19 protein-coding genes and 1 pseudogene are annotated in these 18,107 nt (G+C 48.9%); 12 read left to right on the top strand and 8 right to left on the bottom strand.

Features of this window, described 5'->3' with window-relative positions:
* Positions 1 to 7: 7 nt before the first annotated feature.
* Positions 8 to 676, bottom strand: a complete 669-nt coding sequence (locus HX773_RS21690; RefSeq protein WP_176973279.1) for an O-methyltransferase — start codon at positions 674 to 676, stop codon at positions 8 to 10.
* Between the two features lie 91 nt (positions 677 to 767).
* On the opposite strand from HX773_RS21690, the gene HX773_RS21685 reads away from it, so the two are divergent.
* The 4 genes from HX773_RS21685 to HX773_RS21670 all read left to right on the top strand — a co-directional run bounded on the left by HX773_RS21685 (position 768) and on the right by HX773_RS21670 (position 3,025).
* Positions 768 to 1,406 (top strand): TetR family transcriptional regulator, encoded by a 639-nt coding sequence (locus tag HX773_RS21685; protein ID WP_370463631.1) that lies wholly within the window; start codon positions 768 to 770, stop codon positions 1,404 to 1,406.
* 122 nt (positions 1,407 to 1,528) lie between these two features.
* Entirely contained in the window at positions 1,529 to 2,350 is an 822-nt protein-coding gene (locus HX773_RS21680) for a Cof-type HAD-IIB family hydrolase (RefSeq protein WP_008109141.1), read from the top strand.
* Positions 2,351 to 2,453: 103 nt separating this feature from the next.
* Entirely contained in the window at positions 2,454 to 2,726 is a 273-nt protein-coding gene (locus HX773_RS21675; protein WP_061718980.1) for a type II toxin-antitoxin system Phd/YefM family antitoxin, read from the top strand.
* An 8-nt stretch (positions 2,727 to 2,734) separates the two neighbouring features.
* The gene (locus tag HX773_RS21670; protein ID WP_176973277.1) at positions 2,735 to 3,025 is read left to right on the top strand and encodes a type II toxin-antitoxin system RelE/ParE family toxin; all 291 of its coding nucleotides are present in this window, start codon (positions 2,735 to 2,737) and stop codon (positions 3,023 to 3,025) included.
* Positions 3,026 to 3,065: 40 nt separating this feature from the next.
* Here the strand turns inward: HX773_RS21670 and HX773_RS21665 are convergent, their stop codons facing one another.
* Positions 3,066 to 3,953, bottom strand: coding sequence for an SDR family oxidoreductase (locus HX773_RS21665; RefSeq protein ID WP_176973276.1), 888 nt, complete (start codon positions 3,951 to 3,953; stop codon positions 3,066 to 3,068).
* Positions 3,954 to 4,056: 103 nt separating this feature from the next.
* On the opposite strand from HX773_RS21665, the gene HX773_RS21660 reads away from it, so the two are divergent.
* Positions 4,057 to 4,881 carry a helix-turn-helix transcriptional regulator gene (locus HX773_RS21660; RefSeq protein ID WP_176973275.1) on the top strand — a complete coding sequence of 275 codons (825 nt, stop codon included), beginning with the start codon at positions 4,057 to 4,059 and terminating at the stop codon, positions 4,879 to 4,881.
* Here the strand turns inward: HX773_RS21660 and HX773_RS21655 are convergent.
* Positions 4,823 to 5,254, bottom strand: a complete 432-nt coding sequence (locus tag HX773_RS21655; protein WP_176973274.1) for a helix-turn-helix domain-containing protein — start codon at positions 5,252 to 5,254, stop codon at positions 4,823 to 4,825. The genes HX773_RS21660 and HX773_RS21655 overlap by 59 nt on opposite strands.
* 111 nt (positions 5,255 to 5,365) lie before the next feature.
* Between HX773_RS21655 and HX773_RS21650 the strand changes: the two genes are divergently transcribed.
* Together HX773_RS21650 and HX773_RS21645 are read left to right on the top strand one after the other, a co-directional pair.
* Complete coding sequence (locus HX773_RS21650; RefSeq protein ID WP_176973273.1) at positions 5,366 to 6,415, top strand: NAD(P)-dependent alcohol dehydrogenase; 1,050 nt, start codon at positions 5,366 to 5,368, stop codon at positions 6,413 to 6,415.
* 405 nt (positions 6,416 to 6,820) lie between these two features.
* Positions 6,821 to 7,213 (top strand): adenylyltransferase/cytidyltransferase family protein, encoded by a 393-nt coding sequence (locus tag HX773_RS21645; protein WP_176973272.1) that lies wholly within the window; start codon positions 6,821 to 6,823, stop codon positions 7,211 to 7,213.
* Positions 7,214 to 7,253: 40 nt separating this feature from the next.
* Here HX773_RS21645 and HX773_RS21640 read toward each other — a convergent pair whose 3' ends face one another.
* A complete protein-coding gene (locus HX773_RS21640) occupies positions 7,254 to 8,270 on the bottom strand; it encodes a CDP-glycerol glycerophosphotransferase family protein (protein ID WP_176973271.1) in 1,017 nt (338 codons plus the stop codon).
* Positions 8,271 to 8,599: 329 nt separating this feature from the next.
* Between HX773_RS21640 and HX773_RS21635 the strand changes: the two genes are divergently transcribed.
* Both HX773_RS21635 and HX773_RS21630 read left to right on the top strand, forming a co-directional pair.
* Positions 8,600 to 10,435 (top strand): methyl-accepting chemotaxis protein, encoded by a 1,836-nt coding sequence (locus tag HX773_RS21635; protein WP_176973270.1) that lies wholly within the window; start codon positions 8,600 to 8,602, stop codon positions 10,433 to 10,435.
* A 172-nt stretch (positions 10,436 to 10,607) separates the two neighbouring features.
* Positions 10,608 to 11,684, top strand: coding sequence for a diguanylate cyclase (locus HX773_RS21630; RefSeq protein WP_176973269.1), 1,077 nt, complete (start codon positions 10,608 to 10,610; stop codon positions 11,682 to 11,684).
* Position 11,685: 1 nt separating this feature from the next.
* Here HX773_RS21630 and HX773_RS21625 read toward each other — a convergent pair whose 3' ends face one another.
* Positions 11,686 to 12,147, bottom strand: a complete 462-nt coding sequence (locus HX773_RS21625; protein WP_176973268.1) for an OsmC family protein — start codon at positions 12,145 to 12,147, stop codon at positions 11,686 to 11,688.
* Positions 12,148 to 12,388: 241 nt separating this feature from the next.
* Here HX773_RS21625 and HX773_RS21620 point away from each other — a divergent pair, with 241 nt between their 5' ends.
* The 3 genes and pseudogenes from HX773_RS21620 to HX773_RS21610 all read left to right on the top strand — a co-directional run bounded on the left by HX773_RS21620 (position 12,389) and on the right by HX773_RS21610 (position 14,166).
* Complete coding sequence (locus HX773_RS21620) at positions 12,389 to 12,892, top strand: hypothetical protein (protein ID WP_176973267.1); 504 nt, start codon at positions 12,389 to 12,391, stop codon at positions 12,890 to 12,892.
* A complete protein-coding gene (locus tag HX773_RS21615) occupies positions 12,889 to 13,236 on the top strand; it encodes a hypothetical protein (protein WP_176973266.1) in 348 nt (115 codons plus the stop codon). The genes HX773_RS21620 and HX773_RS21615 overlap by 4 nt, the downstream gene beginning before the upstream one ends.
* 382 nt (positions 13,237 to 13,618) lie before the next feature.
* A pseudogene (locus HX773_RS21610) lies at positions 13,619 to 14,166 on the top strand (GNAT family N-acetyltransferase).
* Here HX773_RS21610 and HX773_RS21605 read toward each other — a convergent pair.
* The 3 genes from HX773_RS21605 to HX773_RS21595 all read right to left on the bottom strand — a co-directional run bounded on the left by HX773_RS21605 (position 14,147) and on the right by HX773_RS21595 (position 17,587).
* Positions 14,147 to 15,226, bottom strand: coding sequence for a mechanosensitive ion channel family protein (locus HX773_RS21605; RefSeq protein WP_176973265.1), 1,080 nt, complete (start codon positions 15,224 to 15,226; stop codon positions 14,147 to 14,149). The pseudogene HX773_RS21610 and the gene HX773_RS21605 overlap by 20 nt on opposite strands.
* A gap of 250 nt (positions 15,227 to 15,476) precedes the next feature.
* Positions 15,477 to 16,346, bottom strand: a complete 870-nt coding sequence (locus HX773_RS21600; RefSeq protein WP_176973264.1) for an ATP-grasp fold amidoligase family protein — start codon at positions 16,344 to 16,346, stop codon at positions 15,477 to 15,479.
* Positions 16,347 to 16,351: 5 nt separating this feature from the next.
* Positions 16,352 to 17,587, bottom strand: a complete 1,236-nt coding sequence (locus HX773_RS21595) for an oligosaccharide flippase family protein (RefSeq protein WP_176973263.1) — start codon at positions 17,585 to 17,587, stop codon at positions 16,352 to 16,354.
* Positions 17,588 to 18,107: the final 520 nt, after the last annotated feature.

Here is an 18,107-nt window from a genome sequence, read left to right as displayed (position 1 = left end):
TTCTTAATTACGCCTTCCCCAGCCACATCGACACCTCAACCCCATCATTAAACGGCAGCGACATAAAACCACGATTACTGTGCACCAGCTCCAGATATTCCGGGCTGAAGTCGGCATCGTCGGCAACAATCAGCGCGCCGGGACGCAAAAACGGCTGCACCAACGTCACAATCTCCGGGTAAATCGCTTTTGCGCCGTCCAGCACCAGCATGTCGATGGAGGCGGGAAGATCGCGACTCAGTGTTTGTAACGCATCGCCCACGCGCACCTCGATCAAATCGCTTACGCCCGCATCGGCGAAATGGTTACGGGCTAACGCCACTTTCCCCGGTTCAAACTCGCAGGTGATGATATTACCGCCGCCATTATCGCGTACCGCCGCCGCCAGATGCAGCGTGGAAATGCCGAACGAGGTGCCAAACTCAACGATGGTTTTGGCATTGCTGCTGCGCGCCAGCATATACAGCAGCTTGCCGGTTTCACGCGATACCGCCAACGGAACCTCTTTTAGATGTCCATAAAGTTCCAGGTAATCGGTTTTGCTGTGCAGCAGGCGATGTTGTTCGGCGTCAGACATTGTTCTGAAGGCGTCATTGGTTGGATGCGCCATATTATCGGCCAGCTCAAACAGGTAATTCAGCAGCGGCGCCAGTGGCGCAGAAGTTAAGGTATTCATGTTGTTCTCCGTGCAGACAAATTGGATTTTGCCGTGCCAACAGAATACGATGAATCATTCGCATTTCACTATTCGTGTTCAGGAGATGATAGTGACTGAACCACGTAACACTAAGATTTCAGAGAGAAAAAGACCCAAGCAGGCGCGCTCCAGCGAGCTGGTGTCCGCCATTTTGCAGGCGGCTACTCAGGTTTTAGAGCTGGAAGGTGCCGCGCGTTTCACCACGGCGCGAGTGGCGGAACGCGCGGGCGTCAGTATTGGATCGCTGTATCAATATTTTCCCAATAAGGCGGCTATTCTTTTCCGGTTACAAAGCGAAGAGTGGCAGCGTACCGGCGATTTGTTAGGCGCGATTCTGCGCAATACCGCCAACACGCCGCGTCAGCGGTTGCACGATCTCACGCTGGCGTTTTTGCACTCGGAATGTGAAGAGGCGGCAATGCGCACCGCGCTGAATGACGCCGCGCCTCTGTATCGTGATGCGCCGGAGGTGCAGGAAGCGCGCGCGGCGGGAGAAAACGTCATCAGTGATTTTCTGCGGGAAGTGTTACCGCAGTCAGAGGATGACGAACGGGCGCGCGCCACAGATTTATTGAATAGTACGCTGGGCAATGTTGGGAAACATTTTTCCGAATCGCCGCGTACGCCAGCAGAGATTCAGGCTTACGCGCAAGAGATGGCGGCGATGTTTTGTGCCTGGATCAGGGAAAAAGGCGCTGATTTACAGTAAAAGATGGACTGGAAATCTCTGAAAGCGGTTAACAAACTCATTATTCACATTCTCAATAATCCACACCGCGAGTAAGCTTAACAAAACCTTTATTGAGCCGAATGAGCAAACGGGAGAGCAAAATGGCAGTGAAGATGATTGCGGTGGATATGGATGGCACTTTTCTCGATGACAACAAACAGTACAACGCGCAGCGCTTTGCGCGTCAGTATGCGTTGCTGAAAGAGAAGGGCATTCGTTTCGTGGTCGCCAGCGGCAATCAGTATTATCAGTTGCTGCGCTACTTTCCTGACATCAAAGATGAGATAGCTTTTGTCGCGGAAAACGGCGCCTGGGTTTCTGACAGTAATGAAGAGATCTTCTGCGGCGAACTGGCGCAGGAACGCGTGCATCAAATCCTCGATATTCTCGCCAAAGAGCCGGACATCAGCACTGTGGTTTGTGGCCGTAACGGCGCGTACGTGCATACCTCAATGTCCGACGAAGTGATTGCTATGCTGGCAAATCACTATCATCGTCTGGAAAAGCGCGACAATCTCTATGATATCGACGACACCATCTTTAAGTTCTCGCTGAATCTGGCGCACGAAGGCGTTGATGCCTTGATGGAACGTCTGCACGCTGAGTTGGGTGCGATTGAAAACATCATGCATCCGGTTTCCAGCGGGTTTGGTTTTGTTGATTTGATCATTCCCGGCTGCCACAAAGCGCATGGCATCGCGTTGCTGCAGGAAAAATGGGGCATCGATGATTGTGAAGTGGTGGCGGTTGGCGACAGCGCCAACGACATCGAAATGCTGCGTCAGGCGTGCTACAGCTTCTCGATGGCGAACGCCGCCGCGCCGGTCAGCGCTGTGTCGCGTTACAGAACCGAAAGCAACAATGACGAAGGCGCACTTAACGTGATCGCCCGCATTCTGGCGCGCGAAGTGCCGTTTGGTTGATGTTTTTAGGTGCCGACAACGTTCAAAGTTGTGATTGTAAAAGGCCATCGCGAGAACTAAAATAGGTATTAATCGGTACGATTTGACCAAAATAGGTGGAGTTATGCATAGCTTTACAGCCAGCGAAGCCAAAATCCAGTTTGGCGAAGTTCTCAGCAAAGCGACACGCGAGCCTGTCGGTATTACCAAAAATGGCAATCCAAAATTTGTCATTATGTCAGTGGACGATTACAACGCGCTGGAAGCACACAAGCTGGCGAATCTCCGCAATATGCTAACGGAGTCCATTGCTGCTTCCGAGCGAGGCGATGTTTACTCTATGGAAGATGTTTTTAGCCCACTGACTGCTGAAGAAATCAAATCTGCCGGGGAGTAAATCCAGGGATGACCGTCATTTTTACCGGACCAGCTAGAAAGCAGGTCCGAGACATCAGTGCACATTCGCATAAAACGTATGGGCCAATGACAGCGCAAATCTATGTTCAGGGCATGCAGAACACCTTGAGTCATTTGGATAAAAATCCGGGCACAGGCCGTAAACGTGACGAACTTGGCCCGAATATTGTGAGTTTCCCTAGCGGCTCCCACATGATTTTCTATCGTGTGGTGCCCGGTGGAATTGAAGTGCTCGCTGTTATTCATCAGCGTGACGATGTGGGTAAGTATTTCTCTTAGCGTTTTAAGTTAATGATCTTGAGAACTCATCACGGGTTCATTAATCAAAATATCCCGCCTCTCGCATATCCTGCAATAACCCCGGCCCGCTCGGCTGCCAGTTAAACGTCTGACGCGTCCACGCGCTGGAGGAGGGATTATCGGTAGATGCGAAAAATGCCATCCAGCCTAACCACGCTTTAGCTTCTTCCAGCGTCAGGCTTTTCACCGGCAGTGATAATCCGGCGCCGATGGTTTCGGCAATCTGCCGGAACGGCACGCCTTCTTCCTGCACCGCATGCAGAATCGCGCCTGGCTCAGCTTTTTCAGCCGCGAGGCAAAACAGTTCAGCGGCATCATCGCGATGTACCGCAGGCCAGCGATTATCGCCCTCGCCGACATACACCGCCGCGCCTTTCTCCTTCGCCATATTGATGATCATCGGAATAAATCCGTGATCGCCTGCGCCATGTACGGTTGGCGGTAAGCGCACTAGCGCCACGCGCACGCCGCTTTCGGCCAGTGCCAGCGCGGCGACGTTGGAGTTGGAACGGGGATGCGCGCCCGCTGCCGGTCGAATCTGTTCGGTGGCGAGACGTCCCGGCGACACTAGCGCGGTGCCAGTGGTGACAATCAGTGGACGATCTGAACCTGCCAATACGTCACCCATCGCCAGAATCGCACGCTGATCGACCTCGGCGGCATGATCCATGCGGCTGAAATCGTGGATATACCCGGCGTGGATAACGCCATCGCTCTGTTCTACCGCCTTGCGCAGGCCGTCGAGATCTTGCAGATCGCCGCGAATCACCTGCACACCTTGCTGCTGTAGTTTTTCTGCGGAAGCCTCGCTGCGCGCCAAACCTTGCACCTGATAACCGCGTGCCTGCAGTTTTTTCACAATGGCGGAACCGATAAAGCCGCTCGCCCCGGTCACAAAAATTCGCATATTGGTACTCCACTTTTTCAAAGTTGAAGCACTATCATAAAAGTCTGCGACGCGACGAAAAGTCGTGAGCTTATACAGGTATACGCACTAACAGGATAAAGGCATGACTCAGCAAGATGACAACCTGCTCGGAAACTATCTGCGTGAACGTCGCCAGCGGTTGGATGCGGCGAAACTCGGCTACACCTTATTGCGTCGCCGCACGCCGGGCCTGCGTCGGGAGGAAGTGGCGGTGCGCGCGTGTGTCAGCACCACATGGTATACGTGGCTGGAGCAGGGCAGAGGCGGCGCGCCATCGGAAGAAGTGCTGGAACGCTTAGCTCGCGCGTTGGAACTGAGCGCCGCCGAGCGCGATCACCTGTTTTTGCTGGCACAAAATCGTCTGCCGGGCGTGACATGGCAAGCGGGCGTGGATGTTTCGCCATCGCTGCAGCGCGTGCTCGACAGCATGGAGAACACGCCTGCGCTGGTCAAAACCGCAGAGTGGCAAGTGGTGGCGTGGAACCGTGCGGCGACCAAAGTGTTTGTCGATTACGCCGAGCTGCCGCCGGCCCAGCGCAATATCCTGCTGATGATGTTCCGTAATGAAGAGATGAAAAAGCGTCTGCCGGACTGGCACAAAGTGACGCGCGGCATGGTGGCGAATTTCCGTGCGGATGTGGCGCGCACTGGCGCCAGCGAGCATGTGCGTGCGCTGGTGGATGAGTTGTGCGAGATGAGCGACACCTTCCGCCAGCTGTGGCAATCGCAGGAAGTTAGCCAGCATGGCGAAGGCATCAAACAGCTGTGGCTGCCGGACGAAGGCGTGCTGGAGCTGGAATACAGCACCTTCGCGGTTGAAGGCAAACCGGGTTTAAGTCTGGTGGTATTTAATCCGCGTCAGCAGCACGATCGGGATTGTGTGGCGCGGCTGATGGCGCGTCCGTAGCGGCGCGATAGTGGGCTTCCATCTCATCCAGCGCCGCCTGATTCTCCAGCCCCCATTGATACATCTGCTCAATCGGTGCCGCGAACGTCATGCCGAGCGGGGTTAAACGGTAATCGACTTTCGGCGGCACCACATCATAAACGTGACGCGCAATCAGCCCGCGCTGCTCCAGCTCTTTTAACGTCTGAAATAGCATCTTCTTCGAAATTCCCTGCAGGCTGCGCTGCAACTCGCCGGTGCGCGCGCGATGGTTCGGCCAGTGGTAAAGCGCATGCAGAACCATGCTGCTCCATTTGACCGAGAACAGATCCATCAGCCGTCGCGGCGGCGAATCCGCATAAAAAAACAGTTTACCGTCAACAATCGCGGGCATAATTCGCGCCTCCATTATGGTTACCAAAAGGTAACTACTATCAATTTTGCACCATGTTCACTATAGTCTGCCGCCTTCAGCTAGCCAAAGCCAGTTCATTTCGGAGGCACTTTGAAAATCAATGCATTAGTCGCACACGACGCGGCAAAACCGCTCTCTTCCAGCCAGATTGCGCTACGTCCGCTGCAGCAGCAGGATGTCAAAATTGAAATTCTGTACTGCGGCGTGTGCCATTCAGACTTGCACATGGCACGTAACGAGTGGGCGGTCAGCCGCTATCCGCTGGTGCCGGGACATGAAATCGTCGGACGCGTAGTAGAAACCGGCGCGGACGTTACGAATTTCAAAGCCGGCGATATGGTTGGCGTCGGCGTAATGGTCGATTCCTGCCGCGAATGCCATTTCTGCCAGCAGAAAGAAGAGCAGTATTGTGAATCCGGCTTTGTTGCGACCTACAACGGCATCGACAAATACACCGGCGACAGCACGTGGGGCGGCTATGCGCAGAATGTGGTGGTCGATCAGCACTTTGTGGTGTCCGTACCGCAAACCTTGCCGTTAGCGGGCGTTGCGCCGTTGCTGTGTGCGGGCGTCACCGTGTGGTCGCCGCTACGGCACTTTAACGTGCAAGCGGGAGATAAAGTTGGCGTGGTCGGTTTGGGCGGTTTAGGTCACATGGCGGTAAAACTGGCGAGCGCGATGGGCGCGGAAGTCACGCTGTTTACCACTTCACCGGCCAAAGGCGAAGATGCGCTGCGCTTGGGTGCGACGCGCGTGGTGGTTTCACGTGACGCCGGGCAGATGGCCGCCGCGCAAACTTCACTGGATTTCATCGTAGACTGCGTTTCAGCACCGCACGATCTCGATCCTTACCTTGCCACGCTGAAAACCAACGGTCGCTTAGTGCTGGTTGGTATTCCTGAGCAGCCGCACCAGTCTCCAAATGTCACGCCGATGGTAAATCGTCGTTTGAGCATTAGTGGCTCATCAATTGGCAGCATTCAGGAAACTCAGGAGATGCTGGATTTCTGCGGCAAGCACAATATCACTGCCGATATTGAACTGATTGCCGGTCAAGAGATCGAAACGGCGTTCGCCCGGATGTTGAAGGGTGATGTGAAGTATCGTTTCGTTATCGATATGCAAGCGACCCGCTGGTAAAGCGTTTCTGCCCGCACGTTGTTGCGGGCGATTTCATGCTGAAATCGCCTGGGTAAACAAATTCATGATATTGATATAATTGATTTTATCCCTTAGCCCGCTGTACCCGCTCGCCAGAGAAAAATAGCGCATATAGTTACAACATACTTTTACATTTTTACATAACAACACTCGGGTTCAACTCTCTTGCAGCCTGCTGGTCGAACAGCAAAAATTGAGATTTTTATGCCCGACTGAGGCAATCCATCCATTCACAATTCGCCGCATCAATCCTTTCCGCTTAAATGGAAGTGTCACTTCCGCAAAACCCATGGCTTTCGTCTATCTTATTGAAATTAAGTATTTATTTTTGTGGCATGTAAATTGCTACGTTTGGGTTTAACTTTTTAAATCGATATCAAACCAATGAAAAAAATCATCACCTTCGGCACCTTCGATGTGTTCCATGTGGGGCACTTACATATCTTAAAGCGAGCAAAAAAGCTGGGTGACTGGTTAGCTGTCGGGGTTTCTTCTGACGCCTTAAACTTCCATAAAAAAGGGCGCAACCCGGTTTACGATGAAAGTGACAGAATGTCGATTATCGCGGGCATCAAATATGTCGATGAAGTGTTTCTGGAAGAATCGCTGGAATTGAAGGCTGACTATATTAAAAAATATAATGCCGATACGCTGGTAATGGGCGATGACTGGAAAGGGAAGTTTGATAAGTTTTCTTCACTGGCTGAAGTCATTTACCTTGAGCGCACGCCCACCATCTCGACCACATCTTTAATAGAAATAATTAAGAAACGTTAATACCCTCAGCCCGCGTTCAAGGCTGAGGGCAGTTTTGCGGCTACTTTATCGCATCAACGATAACCTGCGCGGCACGCTTACCGGCTTTGCCGTCATTAAATGCATCGCAATACTCGGTTTTGATGTGCTGCATCATCTCCGCTTGTTCACTCCATGGATAATCATCAGACAAATAATTTCTGATATCGACCATATCCCGTGCAACCGGTAAAAACTTGCGGACCTGCTGTTCTGGACTTTCATGCGTGCTGAATGAGTTATTATCTTTCAGCAGATTTTCCATGCCGTCCCAATCCAGCAAGATGATTTTTTTATCGGCGTTGATAGCATCAAAAATAAAGCCGCTGTTGTCGCTAATAGCATAATCCGCCTGTTTCAGCAGCGTAAACGTGGACGTCTCAGGCTGGACGATTTTTTTCAGGAAGCGTTTTGCCGTTTTAAGAGCTTGTCGCTCGCTCTTTTTATACAGCGTTCCATGATGAAGCTTAGCAATAACATTAAACTCATTGCTAAGCCGACTCAGTTTCTCTGCCCAGTGAATGATTGAGCTCAACTCGCCAAAGGTTGGCGCATAGAGCAGAGTCGGTTTTGTCGGCGATAACTTTAAGTAATCGGGGCAATCCAGCATGTATGCGTTGTTATGCCAGTCATCAAAACGCGGGTTACCCACCACCTTCGTGCGGTCGGCCAGATTCAGCGATTTTTCCGTGTAGTGGCTGTAGCATAAAATGTGTTGATACTTATTATTCCATTCAGCATGGTTCCACTCGTTTTTAGCCAGACCATAAACCGTACGAATATGCACCTTCGCAACATCCACCGCATAAGGAAGATGATAAGGACTCACCAGACAGGCGTATTTTTTGGACTCTTGCAAAACGGTGGAGAGCAGACTGAAGCGTAATCCAGCAACATTTAGGGTGCGGAGATAGCTAACCATATTATTAACGAAGTCATCTTCAATTAAATTATTGATGATGATTTCGCAAGGTATTTTCTGATTCATCAGCTCGAGAATAATATTTCGGTAAACATCATAATGAAATGATGTTTCCATAAAAAATCCTACAACCTGTTCGTTGTTTATTGCGTTTGCCGACACGGTTTTTCCAATCCTGTACAAAGAGATACTGAATTACTAGCAAAAACCATGCCAGGCGGTTTTAGTCGGTTTTTAAAGGGATTTAGCGAACTCGCGGAAATATAATTTCCATTTGCGGAAAGGATGATGCCTAACATTAATACAGCAATCGTCACGTTCCACGTCGTCGCGGCGCGTCACATCCTGCAATCACTTTTTGCACAATCCTGAATAAACATTTCCCGCACCGCTCCGATAACTCCCTTACAAACCATACAAAAATAATCAACGCAGGAGCAGGGAACATGGGGCTGGTATCCCGATTACGTAATGTGCGCATCACGCGTAAGCTGTCGGCAGGATTCGGCATTGTGCTGCTGTTAGTGGCACTGGCAACCGGATTGAGTGTGCAGCGCTTCAACGCCATTCATGACATCTATCAGAAAACTAACCTGATTTATGACATCAACATTGAAGTGTTTCAGGCCAAAATTAACCGCCTCAAATATTTGTATGGTGATGACAAATCCGGTCAGGTGATGGCGAATTATGTCACGCACGCGCAGCAGCTCACCAACGACGCGAAACAGCTTTCATGGTCGGATGGCGCCAGAGCGCGGGTGGATGAACTGGCTACGCACCTCGCCAGTTTCCAGAACAGCATTGGCGCCATGACGCAAGCCACGCAGCAACTCAATAGCTTGCGCGCGCAGCTTGATTCCTTAAGCCAGCAAGACATGACTTCGCGCTACACCCAACTGATTCGCACTCCTGTTACCAATCCCGAACTTACCAATCAAATTTACGAGCAGCTGTTCGCTATCAGCAATGTGCGCGAAGAAGCCTGGGCGCTGCGTTTTAACGTCAGCGATGCGCTGCGTAAAACGCTGGAGAATCATTTCCAGCAGGCGGATCAAGGCATGAAAGCGCTGCTGGCGCAGTTGCCGCCGGAACAGCAAGGCGAATTCACCGCACTGTGGCAGGACACCGAGAAATTCAAAAGCCTGAGTCTGCAAGCGGCAGATGCCTATGGTCAGCTGCGTGCGGCGGAAGATACCGTCAAAGTGGCGGGCGATAAGAGCAGTGCGGCGATTAAACAGATCATCACCATCGTAAAAGCGCGTAACGATGAGCTGGCCAATGGCTCGGCGGCGATTTCGCTGCTGATTGGTGGTCTGGCGATTCTGTTCGGCGTGCTGGTGGCGTGGTACATCATTCGCCAGATTACGCGTCCGGTATTCCATAACCTGGAACTGGCCGAGCGCATCGCCAATGGCGATCTCAGCTCGCAATTTGCCACCGATCGGCATGATGAACTCGGCAAGCTGACTTCAGCGATGGGACGCATGAACGAACGGCTGCGCAGCATGATCGGCGATGTGCTGAGCAGCGTTAACAGCGTGTCGCAGGCGGCCAGCGCCATTAATCAGGGCAACCTCGATTTGTCTTCGCGCACCGAACAACAAGCAGCGGCGGTGGTGGAAACCGCTGCCAGCATGGAGCAGCTCACCGCCACAGTGAAAAACAACGCCGCCAATGCGCGCCAGGCGAGTCAGATTGCGGCGGAAGCCTCGCACAACGCCAATAAAGGCGGCATCGCGGTGCGGGATGTGGTGAACACCATGGGCGAAATTTCTGATAGCTCGAAGAAGATTGCCGATATCACCGCCGTGATTAACAGCATCGCGTTCCAGACCAATATCCTCGCGCTGAACGCGGCGGTAGAAGCCGCGCGTGCCGGTGAGCAGGGACGCGGTTTTGCCGTGGTCGCCAGCGAAGTGCGCAATCTGGCACAGCGCAGCGCCGGTGCGGCGAAAGATATCGAACAGTTGATCAGTGAATCGGTCGGACGCATCAGCAATGGCCACCAGCAGGTGGCGCGCGCCGGTGAAACCATGGATCAGATTCTCGGCAGCATTGCGCGCGTGAATGAAATCATGGAAGAGATTTCAGCGGCGTCGGATGAACAGAGTCGCGGCATCGAGCAAATTGCCCGTGCGGTGGGCGAGCTGGATACCACCACGCAGCAGAACGCCACGCTGGTCAGCGCCTCTTCGCACTCGGCGAATTCGCTGGAAGAGCAGGCGCTGATGCTGGAGCGATTAGTGTCGCAATTCCGCCTGCAAGGTGCTGCACGTTAAAAACACAGAGTGGAAGTAGATCCAGATTTACTTCCACTGCCTCTCTTTTGGTCAGAATGCGACAATTTTGTGCGGTTGCAGAACTACAAGGTAAATATTCTTAAAATAAAGCGACCTGCCGCCAATTTTTCCCGTTAAACTGCAATTCTTGTCGTCCTGATACTTCCCGTGCATGAACTACTACTCACCTGACGATAGCCATTTGAAGCGGCGCTCCCAACGCTTCGTCCGCCGCATGTTTATCATGCGTCAGCTCGGCACGATTTTATGTTTTTTCCCGATTCTCTCGGTACTGATGGAGAGGGATCGTGGCCTGGCGTTTAGCGCCCTGTTATTTGTGAATGCGTTTCTATGGCCGTGGCTGGCTTATCGCCGCGCGCTGCGTGCCGAAGATTCCACCACTACCGAGCGGCACAATTTAACCCTCGATGCCGCCTTCGGTGGCATTTGGGTGGCGCTAATGGCGCTGAGTCCGCTGCCTTCATTTGTCATCATGGCGGTGCTGGCCTCGGACCGCTATGCGGCGGGCGGTGCATCGCAGCTTATCGCAGCGATGCAGGCATTTCTCTGCGCATTTGTGCTGGTATGGCTGGTGGATGGCGCGGGCGTTGATTTGGCATTCAGCACGCGAACCGTCTGGCTAAGCTTGCCGCTGGCAACCTGCTACATGCTGGTGCTCAGCGTCACCTCGTACAATCTCACCTGGCAACTGCGCAAACGTAACCGCGAGCTGGAGCGCATTGCGCTGATGGATCCCGGCCTGGAAATCCCCAATCGTCGCTTGTTTGAACGTCGGCTGGAGAGCGAATTTCTCAGTACGCGCCGTGGCGATAGCGCCGGCTATTTGCTGCTGATGGACCTCGATTATTTCAAATCGGTAAACGATACGTGGGGACACGAAGCGGGCGATTTTCTGCTGGCGGAGATCTCTGCGCTGTTGCGAAATCATGTGGGATTGCAGGATATTCCAGCGCGTTTTGGCGGCGATGAGCTGGGCGTGATTGTGCATCATGCCAGCGACGAATCGGTAGTGGCGCTGGCCCAACGATTGCAGGAAAAGATCGCGCAGGTGCGCTTACCGGCGTCGGCGGAGTTTCGTTGTTCGGTGAGTATTGGTATTGCATCGGCAGCGCATGCAGAATCCATTCGTCACTGGCTGCGGCATGCCGATGAAGCGCTGTATGAGGTGAAACGCGCCGGACGCAACGGCGTGCGCTTGTGGCAACCGTCGCTGGCCGGCGCGGCCTGATTTACACGAACTCGGGTTCGCAGTTCACCGGAAAGTTAAGCGAGTTAGCAATAAAGCAGGCTTCGTGAGCTTGATGATGCAATTCACGCGCGCGGTCCGCATCCGCCGGATCGCGCAGCGCAATGCGCGGTTTCAGCGTGATTTGCGTGAATCGCCCGCGCGTGCCCTCAATCATTGTCCCTTCCGCGGCATCTTCATAAGCTTCCACCACAATTCCGGCATCAGAACAGAGATGCAAATACCACAATTTGTGGCATGCCGAGGCCGAAGCCAGCAATAACTCTTCCGGATTCCAGCGCGCCGCATCCCCGCGAAACGCCGGATCGGCGCTCAGTGCAACCGTCTCTTTACCAGCGGCAATCAGCTCCGCGTTACGGTCATAAGCGGCATAAGATGCGGTACCGTTGCCGCGGTTGCCGGTCCAGCGCACCGTGACCTGATAATGGTGTTCCTTTGCTGCCATGTAAAAACCTCCTTTTTAAATCGTAGGGTCGCCATTTATGACGACCAGGAATCAAACCTGTGCGGTAAATCCTCATTATGCAACTTTCCGCTAGACAACAATAAACGCATAAAAAATAAAGTTACACAAAATATTGCCGATAACTCTTTTCGTATTTATCAAAAGAGTATTCCTTCCTATATTGGTTGAACTTCACTCTTATGTTTCTGTTATTAGATTTAATATTAAATAAGGATATTACATGAAGTATTTTAGCGCCTTGTTAATCCCTGCGGTACTGAGCCTTTCAGGATGCACTAATTTATTCCCTAAGCCAGAACAATTCACACCGCCATCTGAAAGTTCCGATGTGGCAAAAATTCGTCTTATCGGTGCTCCAATGAGTTATGCATTGTATCAGACTGACAGTTCAGGTAAAAAAACCGGTGGATGGGTCTTAAAGCATAATGCATATCTTAATCCCTTTTTAGGTTCTACAAAGGATATCGGATTACCAAAAATAACAGGCAAGAAATATCAGGACGATTATGTCGAGACATTGCTTGTTCCTGATGAAAAAACCATCATTCATCACTCATTATATCAGGGATGTCACGTGAATCTGCCGTTTGTCCCTGAAAAGAAAAAAATCTACGAAGCTCATATCAGCTATGGCGATAAGACAGGATATTGTGTTCTATACCTCAAGGAAGTTGTGCTTGATAGCGTAAATGGAATCTACGTTGAAAAGGAACTTTCAAAATGAAATGGGGGCGATTAATTCTCACAGGATGGATTTGCGTGCTCATCTCTTCATGTGCAGCTAACGTTGATCGTACAAAAGAGACTCGGCTTTCAGACTATTCAGAGAAAGAAATCAAGCAGAAACTCGTCCCTGAAGTGACGAGTCGTAAAGAAGTACTGCTCACTTTTGGCACTCCGATAAATTCAGTGAATTATAATAATGCTAAGCATTGGGAATATTACTCTAAAATTGTTGATAGACGCATCTATTTCCTCATCCCATTAATCAATGACAGAGAGCAATCTCTCACTGTCGATTTTTCAGATAAAGGAATAATCACAGCTTATCACTATGATGAAAAGTGATTGCAAAGTTTGAACTACCAACATTCCGTAACAAAGCCATTTATTGCGCAATAACCTGCCAAATAATTGTTGGGTCGCCATTCATGGCGTATTGCTCGTCAGTTAAAACATGAAAACTCCTAATTACCGAGAGCACACATTGTAGCGGCGCAATTCATTGCGCGATAAATCGCGCCGCTACGGAAGGTGCGGTGATTTGATACGGCGGTTAGCTGATCGGCATTACGCCATTCATGGCGACCGTTTCAAGCATTACTCACTCATTGGCATCGCTAAAGTGTATGCGCTTGATGACATCAATTTTCATCGATGCAGATGGTCTTTCCGATGCGCTATTAGGTAAGATCAGGGAATCGTTAGCGTTTTTTAAGGTGAATTTAAAATGTTAGAGACAAGCCGCCTGATCCTCCGACAATGGCAGGAAAAGGACTTACAACCTTTTGCCGAACTCAACGCCGATCCTGAAGTAATGAAGTATTTCCCAAAAGCGCTGAATCGCCAGGAAAGTGACAACGTAGTTGCAAGGTTCATGGCGATGATTATTGCAAACCAGGGTTGGGGTTTTTGGGCCGTTGAAATGAAAACTACCGGTGAATTTGTTGGGAGCGTAGGGTTAGCACATCAGCCAGATCGCTTCGACTTTTCTCCCTGCACGGAAATTGGCTGGCGTATCAATAAAAAATTCTGGGTAAGGGAATTGCCAAAGAAGCCGCCGAAGCTTCGCTGGCTTATGCGTTTAATGTTTTGCATCTGCCCGAGGTTGTTTCGTTTACCAGCATTCATAACACGCCATCTGCGAAACTGATGCAGCGATTGGGGATGCAGAAACAAACTACCTTTCTCCATCCCGCGTTAATTGCCGATCACGCTCTTGCTGAGCATGTGCTGTATAAGATTTCCCACGAGAACTTTATAGACTCGCCTCTCTAACCCCCGCATCAGTCAATGTTGCCCGCACATGAGGAAGACTCTGCGGATAATTTTGCTGAATAAACTCAATCATCTTTTCCCGCACGTAACAGCGTAAATCCCAGGCGGTGGGGGAATTCTGCGCCGTCATTAATAATCTGATGGTCATGGTTTTATCGGTGGTATCCGTAACCTGTAGCACCTGAGTTTGTTGATCCCAAAGTTTGGTTTCACTGAGGACTTTTTCAAAATGCTTGCGCAAAGGATCTAATGGCATTGAATAATCGAGGTAGAGAAAAACCGAGCCTAATATTTGGGCGTTATTGCGCGTCCAGTTCTGGAAGGCATTTTCGGTAAAGTAGGTAATGGGCAGAACCAAACGGCGCAGATCCCAGATACGCACCACAACATAAGTCAGGTTGATCTCTTCAATCCAGCCCCATTCATTTTCCACCACCACAGCATCATCAATTTTTATCGGTTGGGTAAAGGCGATCTGAATCCCGGCAAACAAGTTAACCAGTGATTTCTGCAGGGCAAAGCCAATGATTATACCGGCAACGCCAGCACCGGCGAGAATGGTGGTGCCAAATTTTCGCACGCCAGGGAAACTGAGCAGAATCAGTGAAAGACATAATGTCACCAGTACGACAATCGCGACTTTTTTCACATACATTATCTGCGTGCGAATTTTTCGGGCACGAAGGTTATTCGAGAGGTTAATGTCATAGCGAATAAATAGCATATCCTGCGCTACATTAATCAATCGAATAAGCACCGAGCAGAAGGATAAGATAATAAATATATTAACGGTGGTGGTAATAAAACTCAGGGATCCCGGTTGGATGTTAACATAATTAAGTCCAGCACTGATTAACAGTAAAGGAATAAACAGAAACATCGAACCGCGCAGATGCTTTTCCAGTGACTTGAATAGCTTTCTGTCACGATTTTGCCAGTAGCGGATAAATCTAAGGAGAATAAATCGCGCCAGAAATCCTATTGCGAGGGAGAGAGTGACAAGCAAAACAGCAGGCACCCATGTTGGAGCACCAGATAACTCATCAAATAATAATGGCATTACTTTCCCTTTTATTAAGCCAACAACCTGGGTTGTCAGATAAGTCAAAAAAATCAGTAACCATTCTGTTATCGGTTATCTGCGGATTATTTATTCATGCATATCAGTATAGACGCTGTGACAGGAGGGGATGAATGGTAAGTGCATCGGTCGCCATAAATGGCGACCCTACGGCAGTTTGGCGAGGTTTTCGTAGGGTGCGCATTGATGCGCACCTGTTACGATAGTCGGTAAATCAATCACTTTGAAACTACAGCTTTAGCTGGCTGCCTAAAATAGCATCGGCTTCCTGCAATGTCACATCGAGTCCGGCAGAAGGCGTAAATGTCAATTCGCCAAAAATAACCTTTCCGTTGAGAAGGTAGAAGTCAGCGCGCACAAATTTAAAATCAGCTGCCAGCTTAACTGCATACTCTTGCATTTTATTGAAACCTTCCGGCATTTTTGGATAGCTGTTGGTATTGATCAATTCAACAGTATCTTCAAAGGGAAGCGGGTTCCAGTTCATATCAAAATAATAGAATTTAGGTGTGCCTTTCTCTCGCTCCATGCAAACCATTACCGCATAAGGTTTTCCATTGAAACAGTAGAATTTGTAATCCTCTGGAAAGCCACCACGTTCATTCTCAATGTATTTTTCGCATAAGATTTTTCGGTCTATTTTCTTATACTGCGGTTCAATGAAATGGGTTGAGAAATCCTGCTTCAACCATTTATTGAGTTGCTTGTTGGTTTTTTCAATGTCCAGTGATGCTTTGCTATCACAGATTATGTTGTAGCCTGCGCCATGGTTACATTTAAGCGCGAATTTATCGGGTAATGCGCGGTAGTCAATATCCTGTGGATCATCATACACGCCGTACAGTTCATTCAGGATTTCACCACAGCCTTTCGCTATCACATACTCCCGAACCTTATACTTATCCGCGCATAAGGTATAAATATCACCATTGAACTCATTGAATTTGAGCCACTGAATTTTTTCATTGAAATTAATTGGGTTGGTTAAGTCCAGCTTTTTCTTGAACTTGATATAGTAATGTGTTTTAGCGCAAAATTCTGGGTACATGTATGCGCTGATTTTTAACGCTGATTTGACTGTGTGTTTTATCATTTTCATTAAAATTATCTCAGTTTGAAAATGTTAAGATGCATTTTGATGATTGTTTTATTTCTGAAAAAGTAATTGAGTAAAGTGCAGGACGTAATCTCAACGATCAAAAAACAGTATGCAGCCCCATTAATGCCGAAGGAATTAATCATTAGCCAGGATAGCGGTATGGTTAAGATACAGCATAAAAACATCTTTTTAGCCAGGTAACTGTATCCGGACTCTTTGATCATATAGCGATAACAAATTGTGCCTAATGCAGAAAACATGGTGCCAATGATAATGATGGGAATGATGGTGACGGAATCCATATACTTATCGCCATACAGTAAATGGATGAAGTATTCACCAAAAAAATAAAATCCAGCTAACGCAATAAGCGAACACAGGATGACAATTCGATTGATTTTAATGAGTAGCATTTCAACGGTGATTTGATCTTTTTCACTGTATATCTTTGAGAAGAAGCTTGTAATTAATGCCAATACGATAAATGACCAGGCACCTCCTATGGTTAACGCGACGCTATACACGCCCAGGTTTGAGTAAGAAAGGATTTTTGCCAAAAAAATGCTCGATATCTGCGTATAGATGTCAGCCGATAGACTCGACAAAATCAACGCTCCCCCGGTGAATAACATATGGCGGTTATACATTCCGGCGCCCTTGCGACTCGCATTTATTTTTGTGGTGTATTTAAAATAGATAAGCCGCAGGATATAAGGTATGAGCGGGATGATAATTATAGGAATCGTGAAGTAGTACACGGGCATTTTAAAGTATGAAATCGAGAATCGAATCAACAAGGCAACAGATAAACCAATCACATTGGTGATGGTGTTTATTTTTGATTTTAACTGGGTGTTGTTGTAGATGGAAAAGAAATCCATCACGATGTAGTAAGTGGCAATGCAGTTGGCCAAACCAAATAGAAACACAATTATGTCAGTGAAGAAGTAGAGGTAGATCAACACCGCGCTTGATGACAGGAGGAAGAAGAACCGCCGTTGATTTTGCGTGTGCATCGCTAATGCGATTCCGGACTTACTATTTTCACTCATGCGTTTAAAAATGATGTTCTGACCGCCAAACCACGATAGCGTTTGCACAAATATAAACAGAGAAGTTGAAATGTTGATTTTGCCAAAGTCTTCAGGGCCAATGTATTTTGCCATCAGCGCGTTAATATATATTAGCCCGATGATATTGACCGATTTTTCTAACATGATCCATATTGAGTTAGAGTACATTGCATGTCTCTCATCTACATAGCTGTGTTGATAGCGTTAAGGACTGTTTATAAGCCATCCGCAAAAAATGAAGCTTTCTTCTATATGCATTAATGTTGTGTTTTATTGCTAAATATTCATATAAGAAACACCCAACATCACTGCTTATTCTGCAGGCTAAATTAATTTGGTTGACAGTGTGGCTGCTGATATCCAATTAGTGAAGGTTTTTTTTATTAATCAGATTAATGACGTGTTTTTTTCAAATATTGAGTCCATTATTTAATCGTGCTCTACTCTATATAATGTGATGATGATCATGATTTTCTTTAAGGGACAAATACTCACTATTGAGGGATGCGGATGATATTGACTATAACGCTGGAACTGCGGAGAAAATAAATGGAGATGTTAATAAGAGATTTGGATGGAGCGGATTATGCGTAATGGAAAGCTTTGTGGTTTGGCTATCTGGATTCTTACGTGAGTGAACACCGTAGGGGCGCCATTCACGGTGACCAGGTGCGCATGAAGGTATGAC

Origin of the sequence: Pantoea sp. B9002 (assembly GCF_013385945.1) — a bacterium.
Lineage (GTDB): Bacteria > Pseudomonadota > Gammaproteobacteria > Enterobacterales > Enterobacteriaceae > Pantoea.
This window is presented reverse-complemented; position numbering and strand designations above follow the sequence as displayed.

Bases quoted from the DNA above. Each gene is read 5' to 3' on its own strand.
- HX773_RS21690 (WP_176973279.1), bottom strand. From the start codon at position 676: ATGAATACCTTAACTTCTGCGCCACTGGCGCCGCTGCTGAATTACCTG.
- HX773_RS21680 (WP_008109141.1), top strand. From the start codon at position 1,529: ATGGCAGTGAAGATGATTGCGGTGGATATGGATGGCACTTTTCTCGAT.
- HX773_RS21675 (WP_061718980.1), top strand. From the start codon at position 2,454: ATGCATAGCTTTACAGCCAGCGAAGCCAAAATCCAGTTTGGCGAAGTT.
- HX773_RS21670 (WP_176973277.1), top strand. From the start codon at position 2,735: ATGACCGTCATTTTTACCGGACCAGCTAGAAAGCAGGTCCGAGACATC.
- HX773_RS21665 (WP_176973276.1), bottom strand. From the start codon at position 3,953: ATGCGAATTTTTGTGACCGGGGCGAGCGGCTTTATCGGTTCCGCCATT.
- HX773_RS21660 (WP_176973275.1), top strand. From the start codon at position 4,057: ATGACTCAGCAAGATGACAACCTGCTCGGAAACTATCTGCGTGAACGT.
- HX773_RS21655 (WP_176973274.1), bottom strand. From the start codon at position 5,254: ATGCCCGCGATTGTTGACGGTAAACTGTTTTTTTATGCGGATTCGCCG.
- HX773_RS21645 (WP_176973272.1), top strand. From the start codon at position 6,821: ATGAAAAAAATCATCACCTTCGGCACCTTCGATGTGTTCCATGTGGGG.
- HX773_RS21640 (WP_176973271.1), bottom strand. From the start codon at position 8,270: ATGGAAACATCATTTCATTATGATGTTTACCGAAATATTATTCTCGAG.
- HX773_RS21635 (WP_176973270.1), top strand. From the start codon at position 8,600: ATGGGGCTGGTATCCCGATTACGTAATGTGCGCATCACGCGTAAGCTG.
- HX773_RS21630 (WP_176973269.1), top strand. From the start codon at position 10,608: ATGAACTACTACTCACCTGACGATAGCCATTTGAAGCGGCGCTCCCAA.
- HX773_RS21625 (WP_176973268.1), bottom strand. From the start codon at position 12,147: ATGGCAGCAAAGGAACACCATTATCAGGTCACGGTGCGCTGGACCGGC.
- HX773_RS21620 (WP_176973267.1), top strand. From the start codon at position 12,389: ATGAAGTATTTTAGCGCCTTGTTAATCCCTGCGGTACTGAGCCTTTCA.
- HX773_RS21615 (WP_176973266.1), top strand. From the start codon at position 12,889: ATGAAATGGGGGCGATTAATTCTCACAGGATGGATTTGCGTGCTCATC.
- HX773_RS21605 (WP_176973265.1), bottom strand. From the start codon at position 15,226: ATGCCATTATTATTTGATGAGTTATCTGGTGCTCCAACATGGGTGCCT.
- HX773_RS21600 (WP_176973264.1), bottom strand. From the start codon at position 16,346: ATGAAAATGATAAAACACACAGTCAAATCAGCGTTAAAAATCAGCGCA.
- HX773_RS21595 (WP_176973263.1), bottom strand. From the start codon at position 17,587: ATGTACTCTAACTCAATATGGATCATGTTAGAAAAATCGGTCAATATC.